This is a genomic window from Phocaeicola oris, from assembly GCF_021295095.1.
GTDB classification, from domain to species: domain Bacteria; phylum Bacteroidota; class Bacteroidia; order Bacteroidales; family Bacteroidaceae; genus Phocaeicola; species Phocaeicola oris.
Map to the genome: position 1 here is coordinate 91,937 of NZ_JAJLQX010000003.1, position 24,580 is coordinate 116,516.

Below are 24,580 nucleotides of genomic sequence, written 5' to 3' on the forward strand. Positions count from 1 at the left end.
CCATCATCAAGCAAAGTGGTATGTATCACTTTCTCCATTGATATAGATCAAATATACTGTTCAACTTATCATTCACAGTCTTTATCTTTTTAACTTTCATCTGTCATCCATATATGTACACATCCGTATATAAAAAAACACCTGTGGAAGTTGATTTCCACAGGTGTTTACAATATATAAAATCATTATTATTTTGCTTTTCTCTGAACAGCCGTATTACGAGTCGCTTTCGCCGGTTTTGCAGCTTCTTTCGCAACCTTCTTAGCCGAATTCTTCACTGCATTCTTCTCCAGAGCTTTCTGTGTAGTAGATTTCTTAGCAGACACTTCTTTTTCTACTTTCTTATCTTCCTCCACTTTTTCCTCAACAACTGCTTCTTCTGCTTTTTCCTCCTCCGATTCTTCTTTAAACTCGGTGATACCATTGTTGATCAAAATGTTATACCAAGTGATCAATTTTTTAATATCATTTGCGTGAACACGATCCTGATCATAATTAGGAAGTATCTGCGCAAAGTAATCAAACAATTCATTAGTAGAAGCTTTCTTTAGGTCAATCGGACAAACAGCTCCTTTTTCCTTAGTCTTCATAGACTCAAAAATATCAGGTAATGGAACATCTTCTGAATCGGTAAACATAGCAATATCTGCCAAAGAAGTGATACGGTCGTGTGCATAAGCCGGCATTCTTTTCTTCGCTGCATCAACCGACTCAACTATCAACATATTCTTGCCAGAAGAAATCAGTTTATATAATCCGGATTTCCCTGAGATGGATAAAATAGTCTTTAACATGATAATTTCATATTTAATTATAAATTCAAGAGACAAATGTACAACTCATGAACGAAACGCACAAATTTTACACTTGCTTTTTAAGACGAATTAAATGGTCAACTAATTGTTCCAGTTGCTCCATCAATGGAGAAGACTCGTCGTTCATAATAACATAATCTGATTTGCCTAACTTTTCTTCATCACTCATCTGCTGACTCATTCGCGCCTCAACTTGTTCTTTAGTTACATGATCGCGTTCCATAGCTCGTTTCAGCCGAAGTTCTTTCGGAGCGTAAACCATCACAACAACATCGACTGTATCTTCAAATTTCGCTTCAAATAAAATAGCCGACTCAAGACCGACAATCACCTTTCCTGCTTCCAATTGTTCTTTAGCCCAATACATAAAGTCTTCACGCACTCGTGGATGAACTATTTCATTTATCTGCTTTACATGCTCAGGCGAAGAGAACAAATAGTTTGCCAAAAAAGGTTTATTTAACGAGCCATCAGTATTATAAACATCCATACCAATGAGTTCTGTCAAATCTTGATGAATTCTTTCACAAGAAATCATCAATCGTTTGGCTTCATCATCAGCATTATAAACAGGAATCCCTAATGTTATCAGCTTATTACAGACATACGACTTCCCACTGCCAATGCCACCGGTAATAGCTACTTTTATCATAAGACAAATTGATTAATCCTCATCCGCAGTAGTTTGTTGCTCAATAATATAGTCAACTTCCAAAGGAGAAATTCTCGGATGGTTCACTATACTTGGACTTGCTTTCAAATGTGGCATGCATTTTGAGTTCTTACTATTCAAAAGTTCCTCATAAGAGACCGCGATAAAGAAATCATCCGAAGTAACAGTCTTGAAATGACTTAAACCCACTTGGAAAGTAACCTTCACTTTTGATGGGAAAGTGCGGAGCACCTTATCAGGTGGAAAATTCATACCATGAACCGGCACTTCTAACGTCTTTTCCGAGTAGACATCAACCATAATTGTCACATCATTATAATCCGGAACGAACTTCGCGCCCCTTACCTCCTGTAACGGAATACGTTGAGCAGTAGTGTCTTTCAGTTCATCAAACTTTGTCAACTGTGAATAAGCAGCAGTAATAGTATCAAGAATTTCTATCGGCGCATATACCATAACGGAATCCGGTTCACAGTTTAAGCCGGAAATATAATATTTCGGATCCACCTGAATACTCCCTTGAAACTTCACAGGAACTTTTTTACCTTCTCCACGCGTATATATGAAAAAGATAGAATCGGGGTGCAAAGAAATCATCTGAGTAGATTGACTCAGCTGGTTTCTTATTTTCTGTACGACCGTCGATTTGGGAACCGTCACTTCAGTCCCCAATTCTACATAGTCGTTAAAATCGAGTGTTATGGGAATGGAAGCATGCCTCATCCAGTATTTTGCCAACACAGTGCCCCGGTCTTTCAATCGAATTCTCATATCGGTCGGCAGTTCTGCTGTCATAACCACATTATCCGGCACATTCCTCATATTCAGTTTAATATTAAAATCACTTTCATAATCATCATTCAGAACAGTCATCAGCCAAAAGCAGAAAGAGATAAAAACAAAAAACAAAAAAATCAGGAACTCCTTTGTTGAAGCACTCAACAGGAAGCTTCTGATCTTTTTGATCACCTTCTTATATTGTTCGCTAACACTCACTTTGTCGAACATATAAAAACCGGTTATTTCGTTAGCTGCTGCTCATTTGAGGAAGCCGCATTAGCATAAATAGAATTACGATCTATTTTGATACGAACAGCAGATGCTATCTCAAGGATAACATAGTTATCATTCAATTCTTTTATCTTTCCATAGATACCACCGGAAGTAATCACTTCCTGTCCTACTTCTAAATTCTTGCGAAAATTAGCAATTTCCTTTTGCTTCTTATTCTGCGGACGAATCATGAAGAAATACATGATGGCAAAGATAGCCAGCATCATGATAAGGAACGACATATCCATTCCACCGCCGGCAGCTTGTAATGTTACATATAACAAATTCATACATTATTAAATTAAGAGGTTATTATTAATTCTTTAGCAACTTTTTTTGCGATCGAAGCATCTTAACAATACCGTCGAGTGTACCATTAATGAATCCGCCACTCTTTGGTGTGCTATAAGCCTTTGCCAGATCAACATATTCATTCAATGAAACGTTCACCGGAATATTCGGGAATGTCAGAATCTCAGCCAAAGCAATCTGCATGATGAGCGTGTCAATCAATGCTACACGTTTCAGTTCCCAATTACGTGTACCTTCACTAATCAGATGACGATAATAGTCACCATTCAAAATAGAACGACGAAATAGCAAACTTGCATATTCTTTATCCTCATCATCTTTAAACTCCGGAAGAAGTTCCTGCTTAGCACCATTCTTCTCGTCAAAAAACTTGATAGTCTTCAAAACGAATGTATCAACAATCTCTTTATCACCATTCCAATAAAGACTCTGATCCTCAAGCACATTATCCAGATCTAAATCGGTCATAATAATCGTTTTGTAAATCTTACGCCAAAATTCACGATCGTCAGCATAAGTAGAAGTCTCCTGCTCCATATAAGCCTTATATATATCAGAACTCACAATCTTCTGAAACAATCCTTTAATATACTCCGGCTCGTTATCCCAAGTTTTTTTCTGATTCCCCTTAAAATAAAGAAGTTGTTCATTTACCTCAAGCTGGGCAATAAATCTATTATCAACAAACTTCGTATTCGGATTCTCATCTTCCGGAGACGGTGCCAATTTGCGTTTTGACTTGGTTAACTTGTTAGCCGCGTAATTTGTCACTTCAACCATCAACATTAATAGATAGTTATATAAGTCATACGCCTTGGAGATACTAAAAAACAACTCTTTCTCTGCTGTCTCCAGATTTTTGCCGCCGTTCTGATAAAACGCATAAATTATCTGAACAATTTTAATACGGATAAGAACTCTATTAATCATAAAATCACATTAATCATTGTTGTGGAGGTGCAAAATTAAGTATTTTTCTTGATATACGCCAAAAGAAATATTATTTTTTATCTAAATTTGAAAGTATCTGATAAAGTTATTTTTTCCTCCTCTATCCTTTTCATAGTTAAGTTTTATTTATCTTTGTCTTCTATTATATACTCATTATTTATATGAAAAAAATAATTATTGCTATCGATGGCTACTCTTCATGTGGTAAAAGCACTATGGCAAAAGAATTAGCTCGTCAAATCGGATATATCTACATTGACAGTGGAGCTATGTACCGTTCCGTTACTCTCTTTTGTTTGGAAAATAATTTATGCAATGGAAAAGAGATTAACACTACAGCATTACAGCAAGCACTTCCTTCTTTGGAAATTTCATTCAAACTTGATCCAGAAACACAGAAGCCTGTTACCTATTTAAATGGTACAAATGTAGAAAACAAAATTCGCTCACTTGAAGTTTCAAATCATGTGAGTCCTGTGGCAGCTTTACCTTTTGTTCGCGAAGCTTTGGTTAAACAGCAACAAGCTATGGGAAAAAGCAAGGGAATAGTTATGGATGGACGGGATATTCAGACTGTTGTATTTCCAAATGCAGAATTAAAAATATTTGTTACAGCTTCCGCTGAAGTTCGTGCCGAACGCCGTTTTAAAGAACTTCAAGAAAAAGGACAGCCTGCTACTTACGAAACGGTATTGAAGAATGTAAAAGACCGCGATTATATTGATGAGCACCGCAAGGTGAGTCCGCTACGTAAAGCTGATGACGCTATTATATTAGATAACAGCAATCTGACCATAGATGAGCAAAACGCATGGCTGCTGGAACAATATCATAAAATTGTTGACGAATGATTCATGTGGAAATTGATGAATGCTCAGGCTTCTGCTTTGGAGTAACAAGGGCTATCAAGTTGGCCGAAGAAGAATTGGCCAAAGGTACTACGCTTTATTGTTTGGGCGACATCGTTCATAACGGATTGGAATGTGAACGTTTGGAAAAGCTCGGACTCATCACTATCAATCATGAAGAACTGGCTAAGTTGCATAATGCCAAAGTATTATTCCGTGCTCATGGGGAGCCTCCCGAAACCTATCAAATAGCAAAACAAAACGGCATTCAATTGATTGATGCCACTTGTCCTGTTGTTTTACAACTCCAGAAAAGAATTAAATCAGAATACGACAAATCTGTTCCCACAGACAAACAGATAGTTATCTATGGGAAAAACGGACATGCCGAAGTATTAGGGCTGGTTGGGCAAACTCAAGGAAAAGCCATCGTGTTGGAACATCCCGAAGAAGTTACACAACTCAACTTTAATAAAGATATTCGACTCTATTCCCAAACGACTAAGTCGTTGGAAGATTATTGGGAAATCATCCGATATATAGAAAAACATATTTCCCCCAACGCCACCTTTGAATACCATGACACTATTTGTCGTCAGGTAGCAAACCGGATGCCGCATCTGCAAAAATTCGCAAAAGAGCATGAACTGATTATCTTTGTCAGTGGTAAAAAAAGCTCAAACGGACGTATCCTTTTCGAAGAGTGTCATAAGGTAAACCCGAATACCTACCTTATCTCCGAACCGGAAGAAATCTATTCTGAATTGCTCGACGGGGTTCAAACTGTAGGGATATGTGGTGCCACTTCCACCCCCACATGGTTAATGGAGAACTGTAAGCGTCGTATTCTTGAACTCTATCATCAATAACAGATTATGTCATGCGAATGATCAAGATAAATCATCAGTATGACATAACAAACTAATCGGTATAAAGACATTCTCCTACAAGATAGGTTAGACTTTCATACTATTAAAGTACTCATCAAGCAACTTCTGCGCGGCTACAAAAGAAGTAACTTTTCCACTCTGAACACCCTTTTCCGCATTTTCCAACATACTTATTATATGTTCATCCTGATAGAAACTATTCTTGAGATGTTCATTAATGGTTTCATACATCCAATACTTTGCCTGCTCGTTTCGACGGTACTCAAAATACCCATTCTCCTTAACAAAAGCAATATACTGGTCAATCATATCCCATATTTCTTTGATTCCCAAGCCATAAAAACCGGAATAGGTCAAGACCTTTGGAGCCCAACCTGAATCGGGGAGCGGAAAGAAATGCAAAGCATTACGGAAATTAGTAGCTGCCATTTTAGCCTTATCTACATTGCTGCCATCGCATTTATTAATAACAATACCATCGGCCATCTCCATGATGCCTCGTTTGATTCCCTGCAGTTCATCACCGGTACCGGCCAATTGAATCAGCAGGAAGAAATCGACCATACTATGGCATGCCGTTTCGCTTTGCCCGACGCCTACTGTCTCAACAAAAATTTTGTTGAAACCGGCTGCCTCACAAAGTATAATTGTCTCACGAGTTTTCCGCGCAACACCTCCCAAAGAGCCTGCTGATGGGCTGGGACGAATAAAAGCCTTCGGATGTTGAGCAAGATGCTCCATACGAGTTTTATCTCCCAAGATACTACCATGCGAACGTTCACTGCTTGGATCTATAGCCAGAACAGCCAACTTTCCTCCTTTATTTAATTCATGAATTCCAAACACATCGATTGAAGTACTTTTCCCGGCTCCCGGCACACCGCTAATCCCCACACGAACTGAATTGCCCGAATAAGGAAGGCATTTCTCTATCACCTCTTGAGCGATAACCTGATGTTCCGGACGTAAGCTCTCAACCAATGTAACAGCCTGACTCAGAATAGTTACATTACCCTTCAAAATTCCATCTACATAATCACCGGGCGTCAACTTACGACGAGCTCTGCGGAAGTTTTTCAAATAGGGACTTACAATATCCGGCTGTTTGACACCATCGTTTACTTTTAATCCTTTGAATTGTGCATCGTTTTCAGGGTGTTTCATTTCTTATTTATTTAATGAGACTTTTACTTTTATAACTATCTTCGGTTGTTTCGGATCATTGGTAATCATCAGCACACGGGGAACATTTTTAATTCTACGCAAATGATTACCATACACCGTGATTTTCAGTTTCTGACGCTTTCCCGGCGCAATAACACGCTTCTTCAACTGTACACCAAGAGCAGAATTAAATACCTGCAGATACTGTATTTCAAGTTTTGACTTACCCGTATTGGTAATAATCACTTCTCCTTTTTTCGTTTCATCAACATGGATAGTTCCGAAGTCAAGTTCCTTTTTCGAAAGAGAAATAACAGGTGGATTCTGCTGCTCTTCCATACTGATATGAGAAAAGTCCGGCAAATTAACTACCGAAACAGGAATCTCATTTTCCTCACTGACCACATCACCAGGGAAACGGGATAGGTAAACATTGGCTGTCGTTAAGCCCAACTTAGGCAACTCATCAGAATTCAGCGTGACCAGAATTTCCCCTACATGATTCTTATCTATTCTCTCCGGAACAACAACAGCTGAAAGATACGGAGGAAGATGCATTAACACCGGTGTATAAGTATCATCAGAACCATTCATCACTTTGATTTTTACAGTTGGTTTATCCCCCTTATTCACATCATCAAATTCAATGGAAGTATGATCAAGACGAAGAAATCCAATCTGGTTCTCAAAATTCGAAGTATCTTCTATCAACTCTGTCGAGACTTGCCCTCGAAAAGACAGATAAAGAGGATCTTCATCGGCATTAGTATAAAGCGCAACCGATTTATCAAAATGCCCGAGCATCTTCGCGTCATAAGTCACTCGTATATCCGTAAACTTTTTCGGATCTATAGGATTCTTTGACCATTCTGCCACCGTACACGCGCAAGATGCTTTTACCTTATTAATAACCAACGGTTTATTACCTGTATTTGTAATCCTATAAGAGACAACCGTAGGAGTTTTCCAAAGGATTACTCCCAAAACCTGATCCGGAGAGTCTACCTTAACTGCCGGTTGCGCAAAAGTTGGAATAGTCAAAACGGCTGATAATATCAATAAATATATAATATGCTTCTCTCTCATGGCGAATACTGTTCATCTGGCAGAATTAATTTGTTATGCAAAGATAAGTAAAAAACAACCCAATCCTTATTATTTTCCGACTTATTTATTTTTCGTTTTGATTCTATAGAAGATATTATAATGTGAATTCGAGGAAATAACAAAGAGGCTACGCAGAAACCAACGAAAGCAAAATATGGTCTAATAGCATATTGGTGAGGTGTTTTTTCCTTTTTATTTGGTTTTTTAATATTATCATAAAGAGATTAGTAAAAGAGAACCGTATGAATCACTCAACTCATGCATATAATCTACTTGTTTCACATAGGTGAAACGAATGTATCACATCTGTGAAACGAAAAATTCTTTTAATGAATACGACAACTTATATGGCTCAAATTCTTTGTTCCTACGTATTGGGATAGTAGCCGCGTACCATTGATTTCTTCAAAGATTTGCGTGCCTGTTTAAGAAGAAGCAAAGATACACGGCTTACATTATTTTGAATTCGTCGAACTCGCGTTATTATGATAAAAAAGTCCTCACGATAGTCCTTCTCATTTCATGCACTTTCTACAATTTTAACTAATTGCCGCGCAGTTTTCCCAAAATATTTCGTTTCTTTATAAAAAATATATCAGAAATGAGAAAACAGACAGCATCTATTATCATTATACTTATGAGTTTATTGAGTTTAAGTATGCATGCGCAAACTTACGATACAATGTGGAAAAGAGTGGAAGCTCTGCAAAAGAAAGATTTACCGGAATCGGTTATCAGAGAAACACAAAAAATCTACAACAAAGCAGAGAAAGAACAGAATGTTCCCCAAATGATGAAAGCATTCCTTACTGCTGCACAAAGCCGTGCTGAAATATCGGAAGACAGTCTGAAAGTAGATAAGAAAAAACTATTAAACTGGGCAGAAAAAAACACCAATATAGCCGACCGATCAGTTCTTTATATTATCTGGAGCGAACTATCTATGAATGAAAACATAAAAGATTCATTCGATAAGCTGATGTTTCCGTTAAAGCACAAAGACGAACTAAAGCAAATAAATGCAGCAACATATAAACCGTTAGAAGAAGATGGCAAGACAAGTGCTTATTTTTTCGGGAATAATTTATATGATTTATTGGCCCGTCAAGCAATCGGTCTTTTAAAAGATGCTCAATGGCAATCTGTCAATGGAGGAAATCAAACAGAACAATTACCCAAGAATATCCATTCTGTCAAAGACTTCATGTCAACAGATATACCAATGCAAAGCGATGGTGATGTAAAAGCCGGAATACTTCATATATATCAGTCATTGCTCAACTTATATAATAATGAGAACGACCGGTCGGCTTGGTTACTCACTGCTTTGGAAACGCAAGAGTATCTATGCAGTGAATATTCCTCCTTTATGACTAAAGAGCAGATTTACGCGCAGTATAAAGATTGGATTAAAGAGTATAGCTCCATTGCAACGGTTCCCGAAGTTTATATTGCCTATTGCTCTAATAGACAATTTCGAGAAGAATCGCCGGTAGCATGTCTGGCTTTAGCCAGAGAAGGCATACAAAAGTATCCGGATTATATGAATATCAATCAATTGAAGAACGTAGAAAAAGATATTCTAAACCCGAATCTTTCAATTCATGTAGACGTACCTTATCCCGAAGAGATTCAGAAATTAAATATCGAATATAAGAATCTGACCGGCGCGACCATGCTAACTTACCGGATTAATCTAATGCCGGACTCTCCTATTCTATGGAAACAAGAGAAAGAGATACTGCGTTTTGCCAAGTTGGAAAAGAAAGAGCATATCACTTTAGAGTCCACCAATGACTATAAGCCACATACTGCAACCTTCGACTATCAGATGCCGAAGTGTGGCATTTACTACCTGAAAGTTATTCCGGATGGAAATAAAAAGATGGAAATAGATGGTACATTGATCTACGTCAGCAGCCTTCGAATTATTTTCCGTCCATTGCCTGACAAGGAGGAAGAACTGGTTGTGGTTGATGCCAAGTCGGGCCATCCGGTTAAAGATGCCATCATTTCAACTTACAAGCATCAATACGAAGAAGGATTCATTCATATAAAAGATTATCAAACAGATATAAACGGATCAGCTCGTATCTCCGGATTTGACAACCGGCTTCTTTTCTATGCACATCGAAAGAATGACGAATGGATGAAAATCAATTCCGAGTGGATCGGCCGATTTAATCTGCCGGAAACCAATGCTCGCAGAAACGCTCTGCAACTTTTCATTGATCGTTCTCTTTATCGTCCGGGACAAACAGTCTACGTGTCGGGAGTGTTTTATACGCAGTTGAAAGATGAGACTTCAGTCTTGCCCGACGAGACTATCACCTTGACATTACGCGACGCAAATTACAAAGAGATTGGAAAGAAGGAAGTCAAGACAAATGAATTTGGCAGCTTCAATCATCAGTTTGTATTGCCCGAAGGCGGACTCAATGGACATTTCTCTATTCAGGCAACAACGGATAATGCTAAGGGATCCGTTTCGTTCAATGTAGAAGAGTACAAACGTCCGACATTTGAAGTGACTTTTGAAAAAATTCAATCACAGTTTCAAGCAAATGATTCCATTCTGATAAACGGCTTAGCGAAAACATATACCGGAGTACCTGTGACTCACGCAAAAGTTCATTATAAAATAGAACGCAGGAAACCATATTTCCGATTCTGGAACTCTTACGGAGAAACAGCTTCCTGGGAAGGAAATACCGACACCGACGACAATGGCCAATTTTCCATCCCCGTAAAACTTCAAGTCAGTGATAGCAAAACAAATTATTTTTATGATGACTTCCATATCATCGCTGATGTAACCTCGAACGGAGGAGAAACTCAGCAGGGGAATACGCATATCCCTGTCGGGAGTACTTCAATGGTAATTGACATCGACGGTATAAAAGAAGAAATGTACAAAGAAAAGCTTCCGAAGAACATGGCTTTCTCAGCAAAAAATCTGATGGATGAACAAGTGGACGCGAACATTCATTATAAATTGATTCAATTAGAGAAGCAAGAAAATAAGAAAGAGCCTTACAAAGAAGTAAAAGTGATTCTTCAGGGAGAATATGCTGCCAACAAACCTTTCGACTTAGAAAATTTGCCATCAATCTCCAGTGGTATGTACCGCGTCAGCATTTTTGCCAAGGATGATAAAAACAGAGATTGTAAAGCGGAAAAAGACTTCCTGATATTGTCTTTGAAGGATAAAAAGTTACCGATAGAACGGACTGATTGGTTCTATATAGATGGCAAAGAGTTTGGCACACCGAATCCTACGGTATATATAGGAACTACCGAAAAGGATGTCTACTTGCTATATGATGTCTTTTCCAGAAACAAACATTTAGAGTCCAAACGAATAAATATTTCTGATGAGATCATTCAATTCACCTACCCATATAGTGAAGAGTATGGTGATGGCATATTGGTTTCTTGGGCTTTTGTCAAGAATGACAGATTATACAACCATCAGTCAGCCATTGTCCGTCCGAGACCGGATAAGGAGCTTCATTTGAAGTGGACTTCTTTTCGCGATAAACTTACTCCGGGACAAAAAGAAGAGTGGCGTTTAACAATTGTCAGACCAAATGGTAAAGCCGCTAATGCAGAGCTGTTAGCTATGATGTATGACGCGTCATTAGATCAGATGAAATCATATAATCTTAGCTTCTATCCGGGATTCAACAGACCGATTCCACAGACTTCCTGGCAACTGAAGAATACGGAAGGAGGCTCTATGTATGTTTCATTCCCATATACTACATTAAACTATCCGGGACTGGATTACTCGCGCCTGAATATATTTATGCACATGTACTTCGAGCCATACAATTTAATCGACAGACTGAACAAACCTATGACCCATAGGGCGGATGTCGTTTTTCTTACCGGAGCATCCATGAAGACAGCGGCTTCAAGAGCTGTTGAAGAATCGGAAGAAGCCGTACAGACTAATGATGAAGCTGCAGGAGAACAGAATTCACCGGTTCAAGTCCGTGAGAACTTCCAAGAGACAGCATTCTTTTATCCGCAACTCAGAACCAATGAAAAAGGAGAGGTAAGCATTGTCTTCATATTACCTGAAAGCCTAACGAAATGGAATTTTGTGGGATTTGCCCATACAAAGGAGGTGGATTACGGATTCCTTCGCTCATCGGTTACAGCAAATAAGGACTTTATGATTCAGGCAAATATGCCTCGGTTCGTCAGAAGTGGAGATGAAGTGCATGTAGTGTCTCAATTGATCAATCTGACTAACGAGGTCGTGAAAGGTGATGTAAAAATGGAACTCTTCAATCCGCAAACAGATAAAGTATTCTATTCCGATCATCAATCGTTTAGTGTGGACGGTAACAAAAACGCTCCGATAGACTTCTCTTTTAAAGTCACAGACGAATATCCTATAATGGCTATCCGTTTTATTGCCGATGGTGGAAAGTTCAGTGATGGTGAACAACATTACCTTCCGGTTCTTACCGATAAAGAATGGGTAACAGAAACCGTTCCTTTATATATCAATGGCGCAGGAAAAAAGACTTTCTCACTCGATACCCTGTTCAATCGGCACAGCAACACGGCTACGGGAAAGAAGTTAACGGTGGAACTGACAGCCAATCCTGCTTGGTATGCCGTTCAAGCATTGCCGGCATTAAGTAATCCGGAGAACGAGAGCGTTATTTCTTGGGCTGTGACTTACTATTCAAATGCTATCGCAAAATATATTTCCGATACACATCCTCGCATTCGACAAGTGATAGAAAGTTGGAAAGCACAAGGTGGAAACAAGGAGAGCTTTATGAGCCAATTACAAAAGAATCAAGAACTGAAAAATATGATGCTTGAAGAGACTCCTTGGATAATGGAAGCGGAAAGTGAAGCCGAACAACGAAACCGAATCGCTACTTTGTTTGACATAAATACCATGAGCAACCGACTCTTAACAGGTGAACAAAAACTACAACAATTGCAAAAGCCGGATGGAGGATGGAGCTGGTTTGAAGGAATGGCGGGTAACAGGTACATTACAACGGAAGTAATGAAAATACTCATGCGGTTACAAGATATGACCCATACTACCTATACCGGTTCGATGAAGCTGGTTACTGATAAGGCAATGAAGTATTTGAAAGAGCAAGCAACAAAAGAATACCAAGAGATGTTAACATGGGATAAAAAGCATCCGAAGTCGGACAACATGCCTTCCGAATCGGTCATCAGCTATTTATATATCCAGCGTTTATATGATAAAACAGCTCACGCTACTTCGGATAAAATGACAAAGTATTTCTTAGACAAGATAGCATCCCATCCGACTATGTTCACTATTTACGGTAAAGCAATCGGATCGGTAGTACTGTACGACTACGGGCGGACAGATAAGGCAAAGGAATTTCTACAATCGTTGATGGAATATTCCGTCTCTACCGACGAGATGGGACGATACTATGATGCCCGAAAAGCCGATTATTCTTGGTACAGTTATCGCATCCCTACCGAGGTGGCAGCGATTGAGGCTGTCAATCGGATAACTAAAGACCAACACGTAATAGACGATATGCAGCGTTGGTTACTCAAACAGAAACAAACCCAATATTGGGCAACACCTCTTGCATCGGCCGATGCCATCTATGCCTTATTGAATATCGGTGAACATGATTTATTGGCTCATCCGGAAGGTGTAAAGATAAAAATAGGGGAATCCATCATTCAAGCACCCAAAGAAAATGTACTGGGTTATGTTAAGGAAAGGATTCCGGAAAAAGATAAGGGCGCAACGTCTGTTACGATAGAAAAAGAATCGGATGGAACTTCTTGGGGAGCGGTTTACGCACAGTATTTTGAAGATATGGATAAGGTGCAATCGCAAGGGAATGCACTGACTATTCGACGAGAACTGCTGAAAGGTAAGGATATCATCCATTCAAATGAGCTACTTCATGTAAGAGATAAAGTAACTATCCGCCTGACGGTATCAGCTGATAGGGACATGGATTTTGTACAGATAAAAGACCAGCGCGCAGCTTGCATGGAGCCTTTGGATGTTATATCGGGGTATCGTTGGAATAATGGCTTAGGAGTTTATCAAAGTACAAAAGATTCATCGACCATGTTCTATGCCGATAAGATGAGAAAAGGAACCTATCAATTGGAATATCAAGTCTATATTACTCGTACGGGTAAATATCTGTCAGGCATTGCTACCGTTCAGTCGGCTTATGCTCCGGAATTTGCCGGTCACGGAACGGGTATGACGTTAATAATAAAATAAACGAAAAGATGAGCAAACGGGACATGAAATGGGAAACGCTGGAAAGCAAATACCTGATTAAACGGCCTTGGCTGACGGCACGCAGAGACAAGGTGAAGTTGCCGACAGGAGCTGTCAACAATGAATATTATGTATTAGAATATCCCGATTGGGTCAATGTGATTGCCATAACCAAAGAAGGGAAGTTCGTCTTTGTCCGCCAATACCGATACGCGCTTGACTGTACCTCGTATGAGATATGTGCCGGTGTAATGGAAAAAGATGAGCAACCACTTGAAGCTATTCAACGAGAGTTACAAGAAGAAACCGGATATGCAGGAGGCGAATGGAAAGAATGGATGAATATTTCTGCCAATGCCAGTGCAAATACTAACTTGACGCACTGCTTCTTAGCTATCGGCGTGGAGAAAATATCCGGTCAGCATCTGGATGCGACAGAAGATATAGAGGTCTGTCTGTTTTCTAAGGAAGAAGTACTACAGATGTTAAAGAACGATGAAATAAAACAAGCTCTGATGGCTGCTCCGCTATGGAGATATTTTGCTGAGAATAAGCATTTCCATCAATAGGTATGAATACTGGAACCTTGTGCAGAAGGAAGATAATTGATTCCGTACCAGCACATTTGCAATAAGATAAAAGAAAACAGAATCAACGCGAAAGCATAATCGTTATGTACCCGAGGACGCAGATGGAGATACAACAAGTAACTGAACCATGTAGCCGCAGCCCATGTCTCCTTTGGATCCCACGACCAGTAATCCCCCCAAGCTTGCTTAGCCCAAAGTGCCCCCATCACTATACCCAGTGTAAGGAATGCCCATCCGATACGGACAAGATTATCGCAAATGCTCATTTCTTTTGTCGTAACAACCTGCCTTGACGGACGTAACCACAGATAAAGCGCAAAAACGGCAACAGCACCTAACAGTGCGTACGCCATCATATAGACAATAACATGCGGAACAAACCAGGCACTTTGCAAGGCAGGTATTAAACTCTGATCGTGTATCTCGGGCTTAAATATATTAATACACATAAAAACGACAGCCAGAACCGTGCTAAATGTCAACATCCATGGATACTTCCAACGGGCATAGACCAATATTCCTGCCATAGAGAGGAACAACGAGTACCATAAACGAGTTTCACCTAACGTTCTCATCGGCGGACGTTGTAAAGAAATCCACATGCCGATGATATATATAAGGAATACAGCCGATCCCATACACGAGATGATCAAAGCTGCCGTCCGCCTCTGTTTGAAAGCGAATATTGATCCGATTGTCCAACTAATGGCAGCAATCAACGCATAGTATATTAAGTGTTCCCAATTCATAACTTCCCCTTCTTTCCGCCTCCTGCAGTAATAAACATTAAAACTCCGGTCAATAGCAACATCCATAAAGCAATGTGTACCACTCCGTACCAACTGTCATGCACACATTCCAAGGTACTGCTTGTACTCCATCTGCCTCGTTCAGTATCATATCCCACTTGATATATCATCCATGCTCCTATCTTTGCGGGATGATTAACTTCTATTTTATAATGATGCTTCTGAGCATTTGAATGGAATAAAGTTACATCCGATTCATAATGCTTTGCAATAAGTGGAGGCATAAACAAAGCATATTGTTTATTGAGCATGATGTATTCCGATCGGAAAATGAAACTTCCACATGTAATCCATCCGGAAACTTGTTCTTTATTCAGTATATTAGTCGCCCGAATAAATAAAGCAGGAGCTGCGCCCACATGTTCCAATTTCCGAAATCCTATACTATCGGGAATAGCCATATCATAATATTCTTCCACTTTGATACTCCATTCTCCCAACTGCTTTATCTCTCCTTTTTTATTAAAGGTCACGTACTCTACCGATGAAACTCCGCTAATGGTATCTACCATATATATTCTTGGATCATATTCTTCCATTGAGAAGTTATTAAGAGTCAGTGTAAAAGGGAGTTGATATGGTTTTCCATCAGATATACCCATATTGGTCGGTTCATTTCGTTCCAAGGGAATGTGAACTCTGATTTTATCTCCGCTACCGAATATTCCGGCAACGAGAACAATGAAAATAAAGAGATGAGAAAGTACGGAAACCATATTCCTTTTACGAATATGGTAAATATCGTCTATAGTTGTAAGGCCTACGGTTGAAGTGAAATAGATCAGTAACAGATTAAATTCCCAAGAAGAAGTCATTCGGGTAAATCCCAAAGTGCTGAGCAGACCTGTCGACTGATCATCCTGACGAGTTAGTCCGAATATAATAGTTATAATCACCATCGATGTCAGTGAGGCAATGCAAGCATGATGATCATAAAGACGATACAGACAAGGATGTTTGTCTGTTAAATAATTAGTTAAAAATAATAGGTAGATATAGATGGCAGCTATAATTATTCCCCAAGGGAAGTGGAGAAACGAATTGTCCAAGTCGCCGAAGATGAGTTGAAAAATTGTGCCTACCAGAAATAGGCAGGCACAATTTATAAATGATTTTTTATATCCCTGTTGGGTCATAAAAAATTTGCTTAAGCTTTTTCCCACTGAGCTCTTAACAGCTCAACAGCTGCAGGAACAGTCACATTCTTATCACCGGTAGAGCCACACTCAAAGCTGACATACTTTGAATATCCCATCTCTTTCAATGCACGGAATCCGTCGATATAGTTATCTTTATCTCCGTCTTCGCCCGGCATTTTACGAGTTCCACGGCTTGCCATGTGGACATGCTGTAAGTATTTTGTCCCGGCTGACCAGAATGCTCCATAGTCGGATGTCTCTTCTTGCATGTGCCAGAAATCGCCCATACATTTTACACCTTCGCTTTGTGAATCACGAGCGATAGCTGCAGCGTCTCCAACTAAGCGCATGTAAAATGCTTCTTTACGGTTTAATGGCTCAAGGATAACGGTTGTTCCACATTTAACAGCATATTCTCCTAATTCATGGAGTTGTTCGCATAGGTAATCACGTGTTTCCAGTGTATGAGGTTTACATGGTTTCTGACTATTGAAAGCAGGAACCATAATAACGCCTGTAGAACCAAGTTCTCCGGCAGCGGCAACAATCTCTCGCATAGTAGAATCAAACTGAGCTTTTACTTTCGGATCTTCTGCAAGAATGAAGCCTTCAAAGCCGGCACAGATAGCTGAGACTTTTATGTTACGGTTCTTCAATGCATCTTGAATTTCCTTAACTCTTCCGGCTAAGCCACGTCCCCCCGGTTCGAAACCTACGATACCCAACTTCTCCATATAGTCGAGTTTCTGGTTCAATTCCTCAAATGGAGTGATGCCTTCCTGAAAAGAAAGGTTCAGTTCAACAGACGTTTTCTTCTCTTCCGGCTGCTCTTCCTTTTTTTCTGCAGGTTTGGCACAAGATGGCAAACCTGTAGAAGCAGCAGCGATAGTTGCGATACCGGCCAATGAACTTTGTAAAAATTGTTTTCTATTCATAATAGTGTATTTTATGATACATTACTTTTTATCTGCTTCAGCAACACCCGGAACAGGAACAGTATACTTAGACATATCCATAGGTCCAAGTTCGAGTTTCTCTGGCATGTAATCCAGCTCAGATGCAGTAATATCATCCCAAGTAACTGTCTTGCCGGTATAAGCTGCTTCACGCCCCATAACACCTGCTAAGCTTGAAATACCTGTCTCTTCTGATTCATCATGAGCTTCCCCTTTACGAATGTGGTTAACCCAATCGACATGCTCCAATACATAAGGATTCTGCTGTTTGAATTGAGCCTTAGATGCTTCTTCATCAAATTTCCAGATGGTATTTCCTGCCAAGTCTTTGATTTCATGCGTAGCACTGTTCCAAGAGCCCTTTGTTCCTTGAATGAACTCGCTGACATTTGTGTCACAACCATCAATCTGACGGCACATACTGTGCAAATGAATTCCATTCTCGAATTCAAAGTCAACACTGAAGTTATCATACTGATCTCCGGTTACACGACGCTGGCGACTACCAACAGCAGTAGCTTTTACCGGATGCATACCTGTCATCCAAAGGAATATATCAATGTTATGAACGTGTTGTTCTACGATATGATCGCCGGACAGCCATTTCCAGTTAACCCAATCACGAATCATCCATTCCATATCGCTCCATCCCGGCTGACGAGTACGATACCAAAGCATACCTTGATTCCAGTAAACATTTCCACCGGTAATTTGACCGATAATACCTTCCTGAATCTTCTGGAATGCTTCAACGTATGGACGTTGATGATGACGTTGTGTACCGGTTACAACACACAAACCTTTAGCAACGGCCTGCTTTGAGGCTGCCATAATTGTACGATATCCCTTCGGATCAGCTGCGATAGGCTTCTCCAAGAATGCATGAACACCTTTCTCAACAGCATATTGGAAGTGAACCGGACGGAATACAGGAGGAGTCGTCAAGATTACCATATCAACACCTGAATCAATCACCTTCTGATAAGCATCGAATCCAACGAAGCAAGCTTCATCAGGAACGTTCTGGCTATGCTTCTCTGATAACATCTTCTTAACATTTTCTACACGATCAGAGAAAACATCGCCTAAAGCTGTAACTTTAATACCGTCAGCAGCTTCTAACACATTTTCTACTGCGCCGGAACCACGGCCACCACAACCAACTAAACCAACTTTCAGTTCTTTGCCATCAATAGCTTTGTCCGGCAATTCAGGAATGTAATATTCACCCGGCTGTTTCAACGGTGTGTTTTCAGAACCTTTCTCCTTGCCTGCGCAAGATGAGAGAATTGATGATGAGCCAATCATACCAGATGCTCCCAGCATTGCTGAATATGAAAAAAAAGCTCTACGACTAATTTTGTTCTTTCCCATGATATTTTAATTTGAGGGTTTATATTTAAAAATTATTTAGCATTCACTCCTTCAGGTACATCACAAACCACACGGAATCCGATGCCTTTAATATCAGAATACCACCAAATACTCTTTGGATTCTGTGGATCGGTCTTTAACCATGCGTCATTCTCTGTATGCCCGCGTGTAGCACAACGCAAATCTGATGCATCATCCTTGTAACTTCCACCACGAACAACGTATTCATCTCCCTTTGTACAAACAGGATCTTTTTGTCCATCTTTCCAATTTTTATACGCCTCAGGATCGTACTTATCAGCACAATATTCCATGACATTACCCAACATATTCTTCAATCCATATTGGTTTGGACGAACCTTAGAAGGCTCCTGTGTCCTTTCCGTACTGTTGTTAGCATAGATAATATAACCATTGATATTCGTTGTGTCAACTCCGAAAATCTTATTCCAGAACCCTCCATTCGTAAACTTCTTGGGATTACCTTCAAAGAAGTATGGAGTCTCTGTGCCACCACGCACTGCATATTCCCATTCTGCTTCGGTCGGTAAGCGATATTTCTTACCCGTCTTTAACGACAACCACTGGCAAAATGTCTCTGCGGCATAATGAGTCATCGTAATAGCCGGGCGATCTCCCATACCCCAACCTTGATCCGGGAATCCGAATGGAGGAGTAGGCCCCGAAACGGCATCCACGTCTTCGCGTGAATTATTAGCATAAACTTGCTCCGGTGTAGTACGACCTTCTGACATCGTTTCATTATAAAATGCCCAATACTGATCCCACGTAACTTCTACTTCAGCCATAAAGAATGGAGAAATGGAAATCTTATGCTGCGGAGCTTCGTCCTCTTTATGGAATGGTTCTTTATCGGAACTACCCATTGTAAATGTTCCACCCGGAATAGCCTTCATTTCTATCGATGCCGATGTACCCGGAACAGTTTCTTTAAAACTCTTGAATTCGGTTACCACCGCAGCTTCTTCATATTTTATGCCACTATTTGTAACAGCTTTACCTTCCATCTTGCCATGCTTGTAATTTGGCATGTAATGTCCGGCATCCAAGTGGCAACTGATACACTGTAAATCTAACTTCTTCTCATTCTCCTCATAATACAGATGTGCTTTAATACCATCATCCGAAATACCCTTAGGAAAAAGATTGGTATGGCATTTTACGCATGATTCGTTATAAACGATTTTCTGAGCATAGTCCAATTCACCTTTTCTATCCCAATTGATATCCTCCTTGTTCTTTGTCATATACGACCAGATATCTTTCATCCCCATTTTTGCTTTAGCAGTAAAATGTTTGAAAGTTCCACGGGGTGGAAGATGACAAGCCGCGCAATCTGTTACGATACCTAACTTACTATTATTATTATGAATGGACTTTTTCCATGCTTGGTCTGCCTCATCATGGAAGTGACATATCATACACGATTCATTCGTAGAAGTCGCCTCCCACATCCAATCAAAAGCAATCATTGCAGCTATACCCACAACAAGTCCGCCAAGACCTATAAGTAAAAACTTCTTTTTACTACCTGATTTAGACATAATCTATAAAATGTTACCACTATGTAGCACTTGTTTTTCAAAATGACAAATTTAGTATTTTTTTATCTTTCAACAAATAGAATGAATTATTTTTTGCTATTTCTCCACCCACTTTTGCCACTTTTCGTCATTATTGTAACCTGCACGTACCATTGTCTCTATAAATTGCATACCTCGGACACCATCTTCCACAGTTGGAAAATCAAGCATCTCCTCTGTAGGAGTTTCTCCATTAGCCTTAGCACGCAGAGTCAACGCAAAGTTTTGATATATATTAGCAAATGCTTCAATGAACCCTTCCGGATGTCCTCCCGGAGTACGAGTATTCCATTTGGTAAAGTCAGACAAATAAGCGTATCCGTTTCCAACACGAACTTCCTCTGTCGGACGATCCAACCATTTCATATATAATATATTAGGTTCCATTTGTCTCCATTCCATACCGGCCGTTTCACCATATACGCGAAGACGGATATTATTTGCTTCACCGGTAGCAACCTGTGTAACTTGCAACAAACCGGGGAACCCTTGATCAAAATGCATAAACGCAACGGCATCATCATCCAAAGGACGACCATCCGCAATATGTCTTAGCTCTGCACAAACTTCCGTAACTTTTGCTCCGGTCACATATTCTGCCAGGTGCCAAGCATGGGTACCAATATCACCTACACAACCGCCTTTGCCGGCAGCCTTTGGATCATTACGCCAGACTGCATTGTTACCTCCTTTTAGCTCAATACGTTTAGTCAGCCAACCTTGTGAATATTCCACAAACAAACGTCGTACTTTTCCTATAGCACCGTTCGCTATGCGCTTCTTCATCTCTTTTACGGCAGGATAGCCACTGTATACATGAGTCAAAGCTAAAGTTAAACCGGTTTCTTTAACCTTTTCACGGAGTAGTAAAGCCTCCTCTAAAGAATAAGTCATAGGCTTATCAATAACTACATTAAAGCCTGCGTCAAGTGCTGCCAAAGCCGGTTCACAATGGAACTTATTGGGAGTGACAATTGTTACAAAATCTATTCTTTGATCCTTGGGCAATTTAGATTCTTTCTCAATCATTTCTTGCCAAGTTAGATAAATACGACTATTGGGGATAAAATAGGAACGACCGGAACTTAAAGAGATGTCCGGATTAATACTAAAGCAACCACATACAAGCTCAATTTGATTTTCCATCAAGGCAGCACGACGGTGAATAGCTCCAATAAAAGCATCACTCCCCCCTCCTATCATACCCATTCTTATTTTTCTGTTTTCCATTTCATTTAAAGATTAACGAAATTAATATTTGGGCTAAAGGTATGAATATTTTTTTTAAATCTCCTATTTTTAGCCGTGTTATTTCAAAAATTTCAAAATCGAATGGAACATTAAAAAGGAAAACAGAATAGAATATTGTCAGAAAAATGAGTTATGTATCAGTTCTTCTTTTTAGATGGACACACAACTTTTTGAAATGAACCATATAAGTTACCATATTCATCAGAAGAATTTTATCGTTTCACATTAGTGAAACAAGTGAATCACATCAGTGAAACAAGTGAATCACTCATGTGAAACAAACAAATTATATGTATGAATTGAGCAATTCATACGCGTCACTTTTTCTAATCATCTTGAAGACAAATTAAATACACAAGATAGGTTCACAAGTTCATGAGTTTACTTAGACTTGTTTTTCAAAACGGACTTATGCCACCAGCAAAACTACACTATCTGAAACGATATAAAAGTTCTCACATAAGTGTGTAAAAAATGGTTCTTCCCTGTTTTCTGATATCTTACTATAAAAGGTTTTTCAATTGAGCTAAATTCATACTGTTCGATCCTTTAATCAAAATATACTTGCCCTGCAGAATATCTTTAGTAAGAACGGTCTTGAATTCCTCCACATCTTTATAATGTTCAAAATTATTCTCACTTTTTCCAAACTCATTGCCAATCAAAATAACCTTCTTAAACTTACAAGTTTTCAAATAGTCAACAATCTTCTGATGCTCCGCCATACTCTTCTCCCCCAGCTCTTTCATGTCACCTAAAATAACCATTTTCTCAGGAACATCCATAGCAGAAAAATTATCCAAAGCAGCCATCATACTCGTCGGATTAGCGTTATAGGCATCCACAATAAGGTGATTGTTAGCCGTCTCTACCAATTGGGAACGATTGTTCTGTGGAACATATTCTTCCAAAGCCTCGCAAATAGCCGTCTCACTAATGCTAAAGAAACGGCCGATGGTAATAGCTGCCAAAGCATTCTTCATATTATACGCCCCAACCAAATGAGTATGAACAGTATGTACATGTCCGTTATGCGACCAGTCGAATGAAAGGAAGGGATTACATGGTCCCAATTTTCCCCAAATATATAACTCTTCAGCACTACCCGTACCATAAGTAACACGAGTCAGCCCATGAGAGATAGCATCTAAATCCTTATTATCTTTATCAATGAAAACAATATGTTTTCCTCCATAACGAAGATAATCGTACAGCTCACCTTTAGCATGAAGCACACCTTCGAATGAGCCGAAACCCTGCAAGTGAGCGATACCGACATTGGTGATAAGTCCGTAATCGGGCTCAGCAATACGAACCAATTCCTGAATATCCCCCGGATGATTGGCTCCCATCTCCACTACACCAAGTTCGTGTTCTTCTGTCAACTGAAGCAGTGTCAAAGGTACACCGATAGCATTATTTAAATTTCCTTCCGTAGCTAACACCTCATAACGCTTACGAAGCACGGCGGAAACCAATTCCTTTGTTGTTGTTTTTCCATTGGTTCCTGTAATTGCAACAATTCGAGTACCCATCTTTTTACGATGATAGTTGGCTAATTCTTGCAATGCCTTCAAACTGTCTTCTACTAAAATTATACGAGGATTACCACCTTCCGCGTATTTAACCTCATCAACCACTGCATATTGGCAGCCCTTCTCCAGAGCCAGATCCGCGAATTCATTGCCATTAAAGGTACTTCCTTTTAAAGCGAAGAACATAGATCCATACGGACAGTTGCGTGTATCAGTCGTAACTCGTCTGCATTCTTCAAAGCACTTGTATAACGCTGAAATATCCATAATTAACTTTTATATTCTTTTAAAAAGAGAATTCTATGACAAATATACTCCAAACTATTAAAATTGAGTCGAGAAATAAAAGAAAAAACAATTATTATCGTAATTTTGCGCTATAATAAAAAGATTATGGAAAAATACATCAATGTAAACGGCAAACTAATGGACATGAATACCCCACAGGTAATGGGTATTCTGAATGTGACACCTGACTCTTTCTACGCGGAAAGCCGTAAACAAACTGAAGAAGGAATTATAAATCGGGTAAATCAAATTATATCTGAAGGTGCTTCTATTATTGACATTGGGGCTTATTCATCCCGTCCGTTTGCCGATGATGTATCACCGGAAGAAGAGATGTCCCGTCTGCGAAAAGGGCTGAATATTATCCGTAAAGAAGTGCCGGAAGCAATCGTTTCGGTCGATACCTTCCGTAGTGATATTGCAAAAATGTGTGTTGAAGAATATGGAGTAGCGATCATCAATGATATCTCGGCCGGCGAACTGGATAAAGGAATGTTTCCTACGGTTGCCAAACTTGGCGTTCCTTATATACTAATGCACATGAAAGGGACTCCACAGGATATGCAAACAAATCCTCTGTATGACAATCTTTTAAAAGAAGTTTTCTATTATTTTTCAGAAAAGTTGGCTGCATTGCGCGACTTAGGGACAAAGGATATTATACTTGATCCCGGGTTTGGATTTGGAAAAACAATAGAAGATAATTATAAGTTGCTGAATAATTTACAGGAATTTAGTATCTTTGACTTGCCCATTTTAGTTGGGGTATCACGCAAGTCGATGATTTATAAGTTGCTCGGCACTACTCCACAAGAGGCTTTAAACGGAACAACAGTAATCGACACCATCTCACTTATGAAAGGGGCGAATATCTTACGAGTCCACGATGTACGTGAGGCTGTAGAGTCCGTAAATATATTCCGCGAAATGAAAGAACAAAATTAAAAAAG

At 39.6% G+C, this 24,580-nt stretch carries 18 protein-coding genes and 1 pseudogene; 5 read left to right on the forward strand and 14 right to left on the reverse strand.

Annotation, left to right across the window (positions count from 1 at the left end; translation table 11 throughout):
- Window positions 1-362: 362 nt before the first annotated feature.
- The 5 genes and pseudogenes from LO761_RS02940 to nusB form a co-directional block, all read right to left on the reverse strand.
- Window positions 363-794, reverse strand: a pseudogene (locus LO761_RS02940) (DUF5606 family protein); the annotation flags it as partial.
- A gap of 67 nt (window positions 795-861) precedes the next feature.
- The gene (gene coaE, locus LO761_RS02945) at window positions 862-1,467 is read right to left on the reverse strand and encodes a dephospho-CoA kinase (protein WP_272816830.1); all 606 of its coding nucleotides are present in this window, start codon (window positions 1,465-1,467) and stop codon (window positions 862-864) included.
- A 12-nt stretch (window positions 1,468-1,479) separates the two neighbouring features.
- The gene (locus LO761_RS02950) at window positions 1,480-2,496 is read right to left on the reverse strand and encodes a YbbR-like domain-containing protein (protein WP_272816831.1); all 1,017 of its coding nucleotides are present in this window, start codon (window positions 2,494-2,496) and stop codon (window positions 1,480-1,482) included.
- An 11-nt stretch (window positions 2,497-2,507) separates the two neighbouring features.
- The gene (yajC, locus tag LO761_RS02955) at window positions 2,508-2,831 is read right to left on the reverse strand and encodes a preprotein translocase subunit YajC (RefSeq protein ID WP_272816832.1); all 324 of its coding nucleotides are present in this window, start codon (window positions 2,829-2,831) and stop codon (window positions 2,508-2,510) included.
- A 25-nt stretch (window positions 2,832-2,856) separates the two neighbouring features.
- Complete coding sequence (gene nusB / locus LO761_RS02960) at window positions 2,857-3,783, reverse strand: transcription antitermination factor NusB (protein WP_272816833.1); 927 nt, start codon at window positions 3,781-3,783, stop codon at window positions 2,857-2,859.
- 182 nt (window positions 3,784-3,965) lie between these two features.
- Here nusB and cmk point away from each other — a divergent pair, with 182 nt between their 5' ends.
- Entirely contained in the window at window positions 3,966-4,655 is a 690-nt protein-coding gene (gene cmk, locus LO761_RS02965; RefSeq protein ID WP_272816834.1) for a (d)CMP kinase, read from the forward strand.
- On the forward strand, window positions 4,652-5,521 hold the full coding sequence (locus tag LO761_RS02970) for a 4-hydroxy-3-methylbut-2-enyl diphosphate reductase (protein WP_272816835.1): 870 nt from the start codon (window positions 4,652-4,654) through the stop codon (window positions 5,519-5,521). The genes cmk and LO761_RS02970 overlap by 4 nt, the downstream gene beginning before the upstream one ends.
- 87 nt (window positions 5,522-5,608) lie before the next feature.
- Here the strand turns inward: LO761_RS02970 and meaB are convergent, their stop codons facing one another.
- Window positions 5,609-6,706, reverse strand: coding sequence for a methylmalonyl Co-A mutase-associated GTPase MeaB (gene meaB, locus LO761_RS02975; protein ID WP_272816836.1), 1,098 nt, complete (start codon window positions 6,704-6,706; stop codon window positions 5,609-5,611).
- 3 nt (window positions 6,707-6,709) lie between these two features.
- On the reverse strand, window positions 6,710-7,792 hold the full coding sequence (locus LO761_RS02980; protein WP_272816837.1) for a DUF1573 domain-containing protein: 1,083 nt from the start codon (window positions 7,790-7,792) through the stop codon (window positions 6,710-6,712).
- 622 nt (window positions 7,793-8,414) lie between these two features.
- On the opposite strand from LO761_RS02980, the gene LO761_RS02985 reads away from it, so the two are divergent.
- The gene (locus LO761_RS02985) at window positions 8,415-14,084 is read left to right on the forward strand and encodes an alpha-2-macroglobulin family protein (RefSeq protein ID WP_272816838.1); all 5,670 of its coding nucleotides are present in this window, start codon (window positions 8,415-8,417) and stop codon (window positions 14,082-14,084) included.
- An 8-nt stretch (window positions 14,085-14,092) separates the two neighbouring features.
- On the forward strand, window positions 14,093-14,653 hold the full coding sequence (locus LO761_RS02990) for an NUDIX hydrolase (protein WP_272816839.1): 561 nt from the start codon (window positions 14,093-14,095) through the stop codon (window positions 14,651-14,653).
- On the opposite strand, the gene LO761_RS02995 is transcribed toward LO761_RS02990, so the two are convergent.
- The 7 genes from LO761_RS02995 to LO761_RS03025 all read right to left on the reverse strand — a co-directional run bounded on the left by LO761_RS02995 (window position 14,647) and on the right by LO761_RS03025 (window position 23,609).
- Window positions 14,647-15,423, reverse strand: coding sequence for a cytochrome c biogenesis protein (locus tag LO761_RS02995; RefSeq protein ID WP_272816840.1), 777 nt, complete (start codon window positions 15,421-15,423; stop codon window positions 14,647-14,649). The two genes, LO761_RS02990 and LO761_RS02995, sit on opposite strands and share 7 nt — an antisense overlap.
- Window positions 15,420-16,619: a cytochrome c biogenesis protein ResB gene (locus tag LO761_RS03000; RefSeq protein WP_272816841.1), complete on the reverse strand. Its 1,200-nt coding sequence runs from the start codon at window positions 16,617-16,619 to the stop codon at window positions 15,420-15,422. Before LO761_RS03000 ends, LO761_RS02995 begins: the two co-directional genes overlap by 4 nt.
- A gap of 11 nt (window positions 16,620-16,630) precedes the next feature.
- Window positions 16,631-17,557 carry a sugar phosphate isomerase/epimerase family protein gene (locus tag LO761_RS03005; RefSeq protein ID WP_272816842.1) on the reverse strand — a complete coding sequence of 309 codons (927 nt, stop codon included), beginning with the start codon at window positions 17,555-17,557 and terminating at the stop codon, window positions 16,631-16,633.
- A 21-nt stretch (window positions 17,558-17,578) separates the two neighbouring features.
- Window positions 17,579-18,955: a Gfo/Idh/MocA family protein gene (locus LO761_RS03010; protein ID WP_272816894.1), complete on the reverse strand. Its 1,377-nt coding sequence runs from the start codon at window positions 18,953-18,955 to the stop codon at window positions 17,579-17,581.
- A 29-nt stretch (window positions 18,956-18,984) separates the two neighbouring features.
- Window positions 18,985-20,517, reverse strand: coding sequence for an SUMF1/EgtB/PvdO family nonheme iron enzyme (locus LO761_RS03015; protein WP_272816843.1), 1,533 nt, complete (start codon window positions 20,515-20,517; stop codon window positions 18,985-18,987).
- A 96-nt stretch (window positions 20,518-20,613) separates the two neighbouring features.
- Window positions 20,614-21,786 (reverse strand): Gfo/Idh/MocA family protein, encoded by a 1,173-nt coding sequence (locus tag LO761_RS03020; protein ID WP_272816844.1) that lies wholly within the window; start codon window positions 21,784-21,786, stop codon window positions 20,614-20,616.
- Window positions 21,787-22,310: 524 nt separating this feature from the next.
- Window positions 22,311-23,609 (reverse strand): UDP-N-acetylmuramoyl-tripeptide--D-alanyl-D-alanine ligase, encoded by a 1,299-nt coding sequence (locus LO761_RS03025; protein WP_272816845.1) that lies wholly within the window; start codon window positions 23,607-23,609, stop codon window positions 22,311-22,313.
- A gap of 126 nt (window positions 23,610-23,735) precedes the next feature.
- Between LO761_RS03025 and folP the strand changes: the two genes are divergently transcribed.
- Window positions 23,736-24,575 carry a dihydropteroate synthase gene (gene folP / locus LO761_RS03030; protein WP_272816846.1) on the forward strand — a complete coding sequence of 280 codons (840 nt, stop codon included), beginning with the start codon at window positions 23,736-23,738 and terminating at the stop codon, window positions 24,573-24,575.
- Window positions 24,576-24,580 lie beyond the last annotated feature (5 nt).

Excerpts from the sequence above, each read along its gene's own strand:
- LO761_RS02990 (WP_272816839.1), top strand. The coding sequence starts at position 14,093 with ATGAGCAAACGGGACATGAAATGGGAAACGCTGGAAAGCAAATACCTG.
- LO761_RS03000 (WP_272816841.1), bottom strand. The coding sequence starts at position 16,619 with ATGACCCAACAGGGATATAAAAAATCATTTATAAATTGTGCCTGCCTA.
- nusB (WP_272816833.1), bottom strand. The coding sequence starts at position 3,783 with ATGATTAATAGAGTTCTTATCCGTATTAAAATTGTTCAGATAATTTAT.
- coaE (WP_272816830.1), bottom strand. The coding sequence starts at position 1,467 with ATGATAAAAGTAGCTATTACCGGTGGCATTGGCAGTGGGAAGTCGTAT.
- yajC (WP_272816832.1), bottom strand. The coding sequence starts at position 2,831 with ATGAATTTGTTATATGTAACATTACAAGCTGCCGGCGGTGGAATGGAT.
- LO761_RS03015 (WP_272816843.1), bottom strand. The coding sequence starts at position 20,517 with ATGTCTAAATCAGGTAGTAAAAAGAAGTTTTTACTTATAGGTCTTGGC.
- LO761_RS03005 (WP_272816842.1), bottom strand. The coding sequence starts at position 17,557 with ATGAATAGAAAACAATTTTTACAAAGTTCATTGGCCGGTATCGCAACT.
- cmk (WP_272816834.1), top strand. The coding sequence starts at position 3,966 with ATGAAAAAAATAATTATTGCTATCGATGGCTACTCTTCATGTGGTAAA.
- LO761_RS03020 (WP_272816844.1), bottom strand. The coding sequence starts at position 21,786 with ATGGAAAACAGAAAAATAAGAATGGGTATGATAGGAGGGGGGAGTGAT.
- LO761_RS02985 (WP_272816838.1), top strand. The coding sequence starts at position 8,415 with ATGAGAAAACAGACAGCATCTATTATCATTATACTTATGAGTTTATTG.
- LO761_RS02950 (WP_272816831.1), bottom strand. The coding sequence starts at position 2,496 with ATGTTCGACAAAGTGAGTGTTAGCGAACAATATAAGAAGGTGATCAAA.
- LO761_RS02995 (WP_272816840.1), bottom strand. The coding sequence starts at position 15,423 with ATGAATTGGGAACACTTAATATACTATGCGTTGATTGCTGCCATTAGT.
- LO761_RS03025 (WP_272816845.1), bottom strand. The coding sequence starts at position 23,609 with ATGGATATTTCAGCGTTATACAAGTGCTTTGAAGAATGCAGACGAGTT.
- LO761_RS02980 (WP_272816837.1), bottom strand. The coding sequence starts at position 7,792 with ATGAGAGAGAAGCATATTATATATTTATTGATATTATCAGCCGTTTTG.
- LO761_RS02970 (WP_272816835.1), top strand. The coding sequence starts at position 4,652 with ATGATTCATGTGGAAATTGATGAATGCTCAGGCTTCTGCTTTGGAGTA.
- meaB (WP_272816836.1), bottom strand. The coding sequence starts at position 6,706 with ATGAAACACCCTGAAAACGATGCACAATTCAAAGGATTAAAAGTAAAC.
- folP (WP_272816846.1), top strand. The coding sequence starts at position 23,736 with ATGGAAAAATACATCAATGTAAACGGCAAACTAATGGACATGAATACC.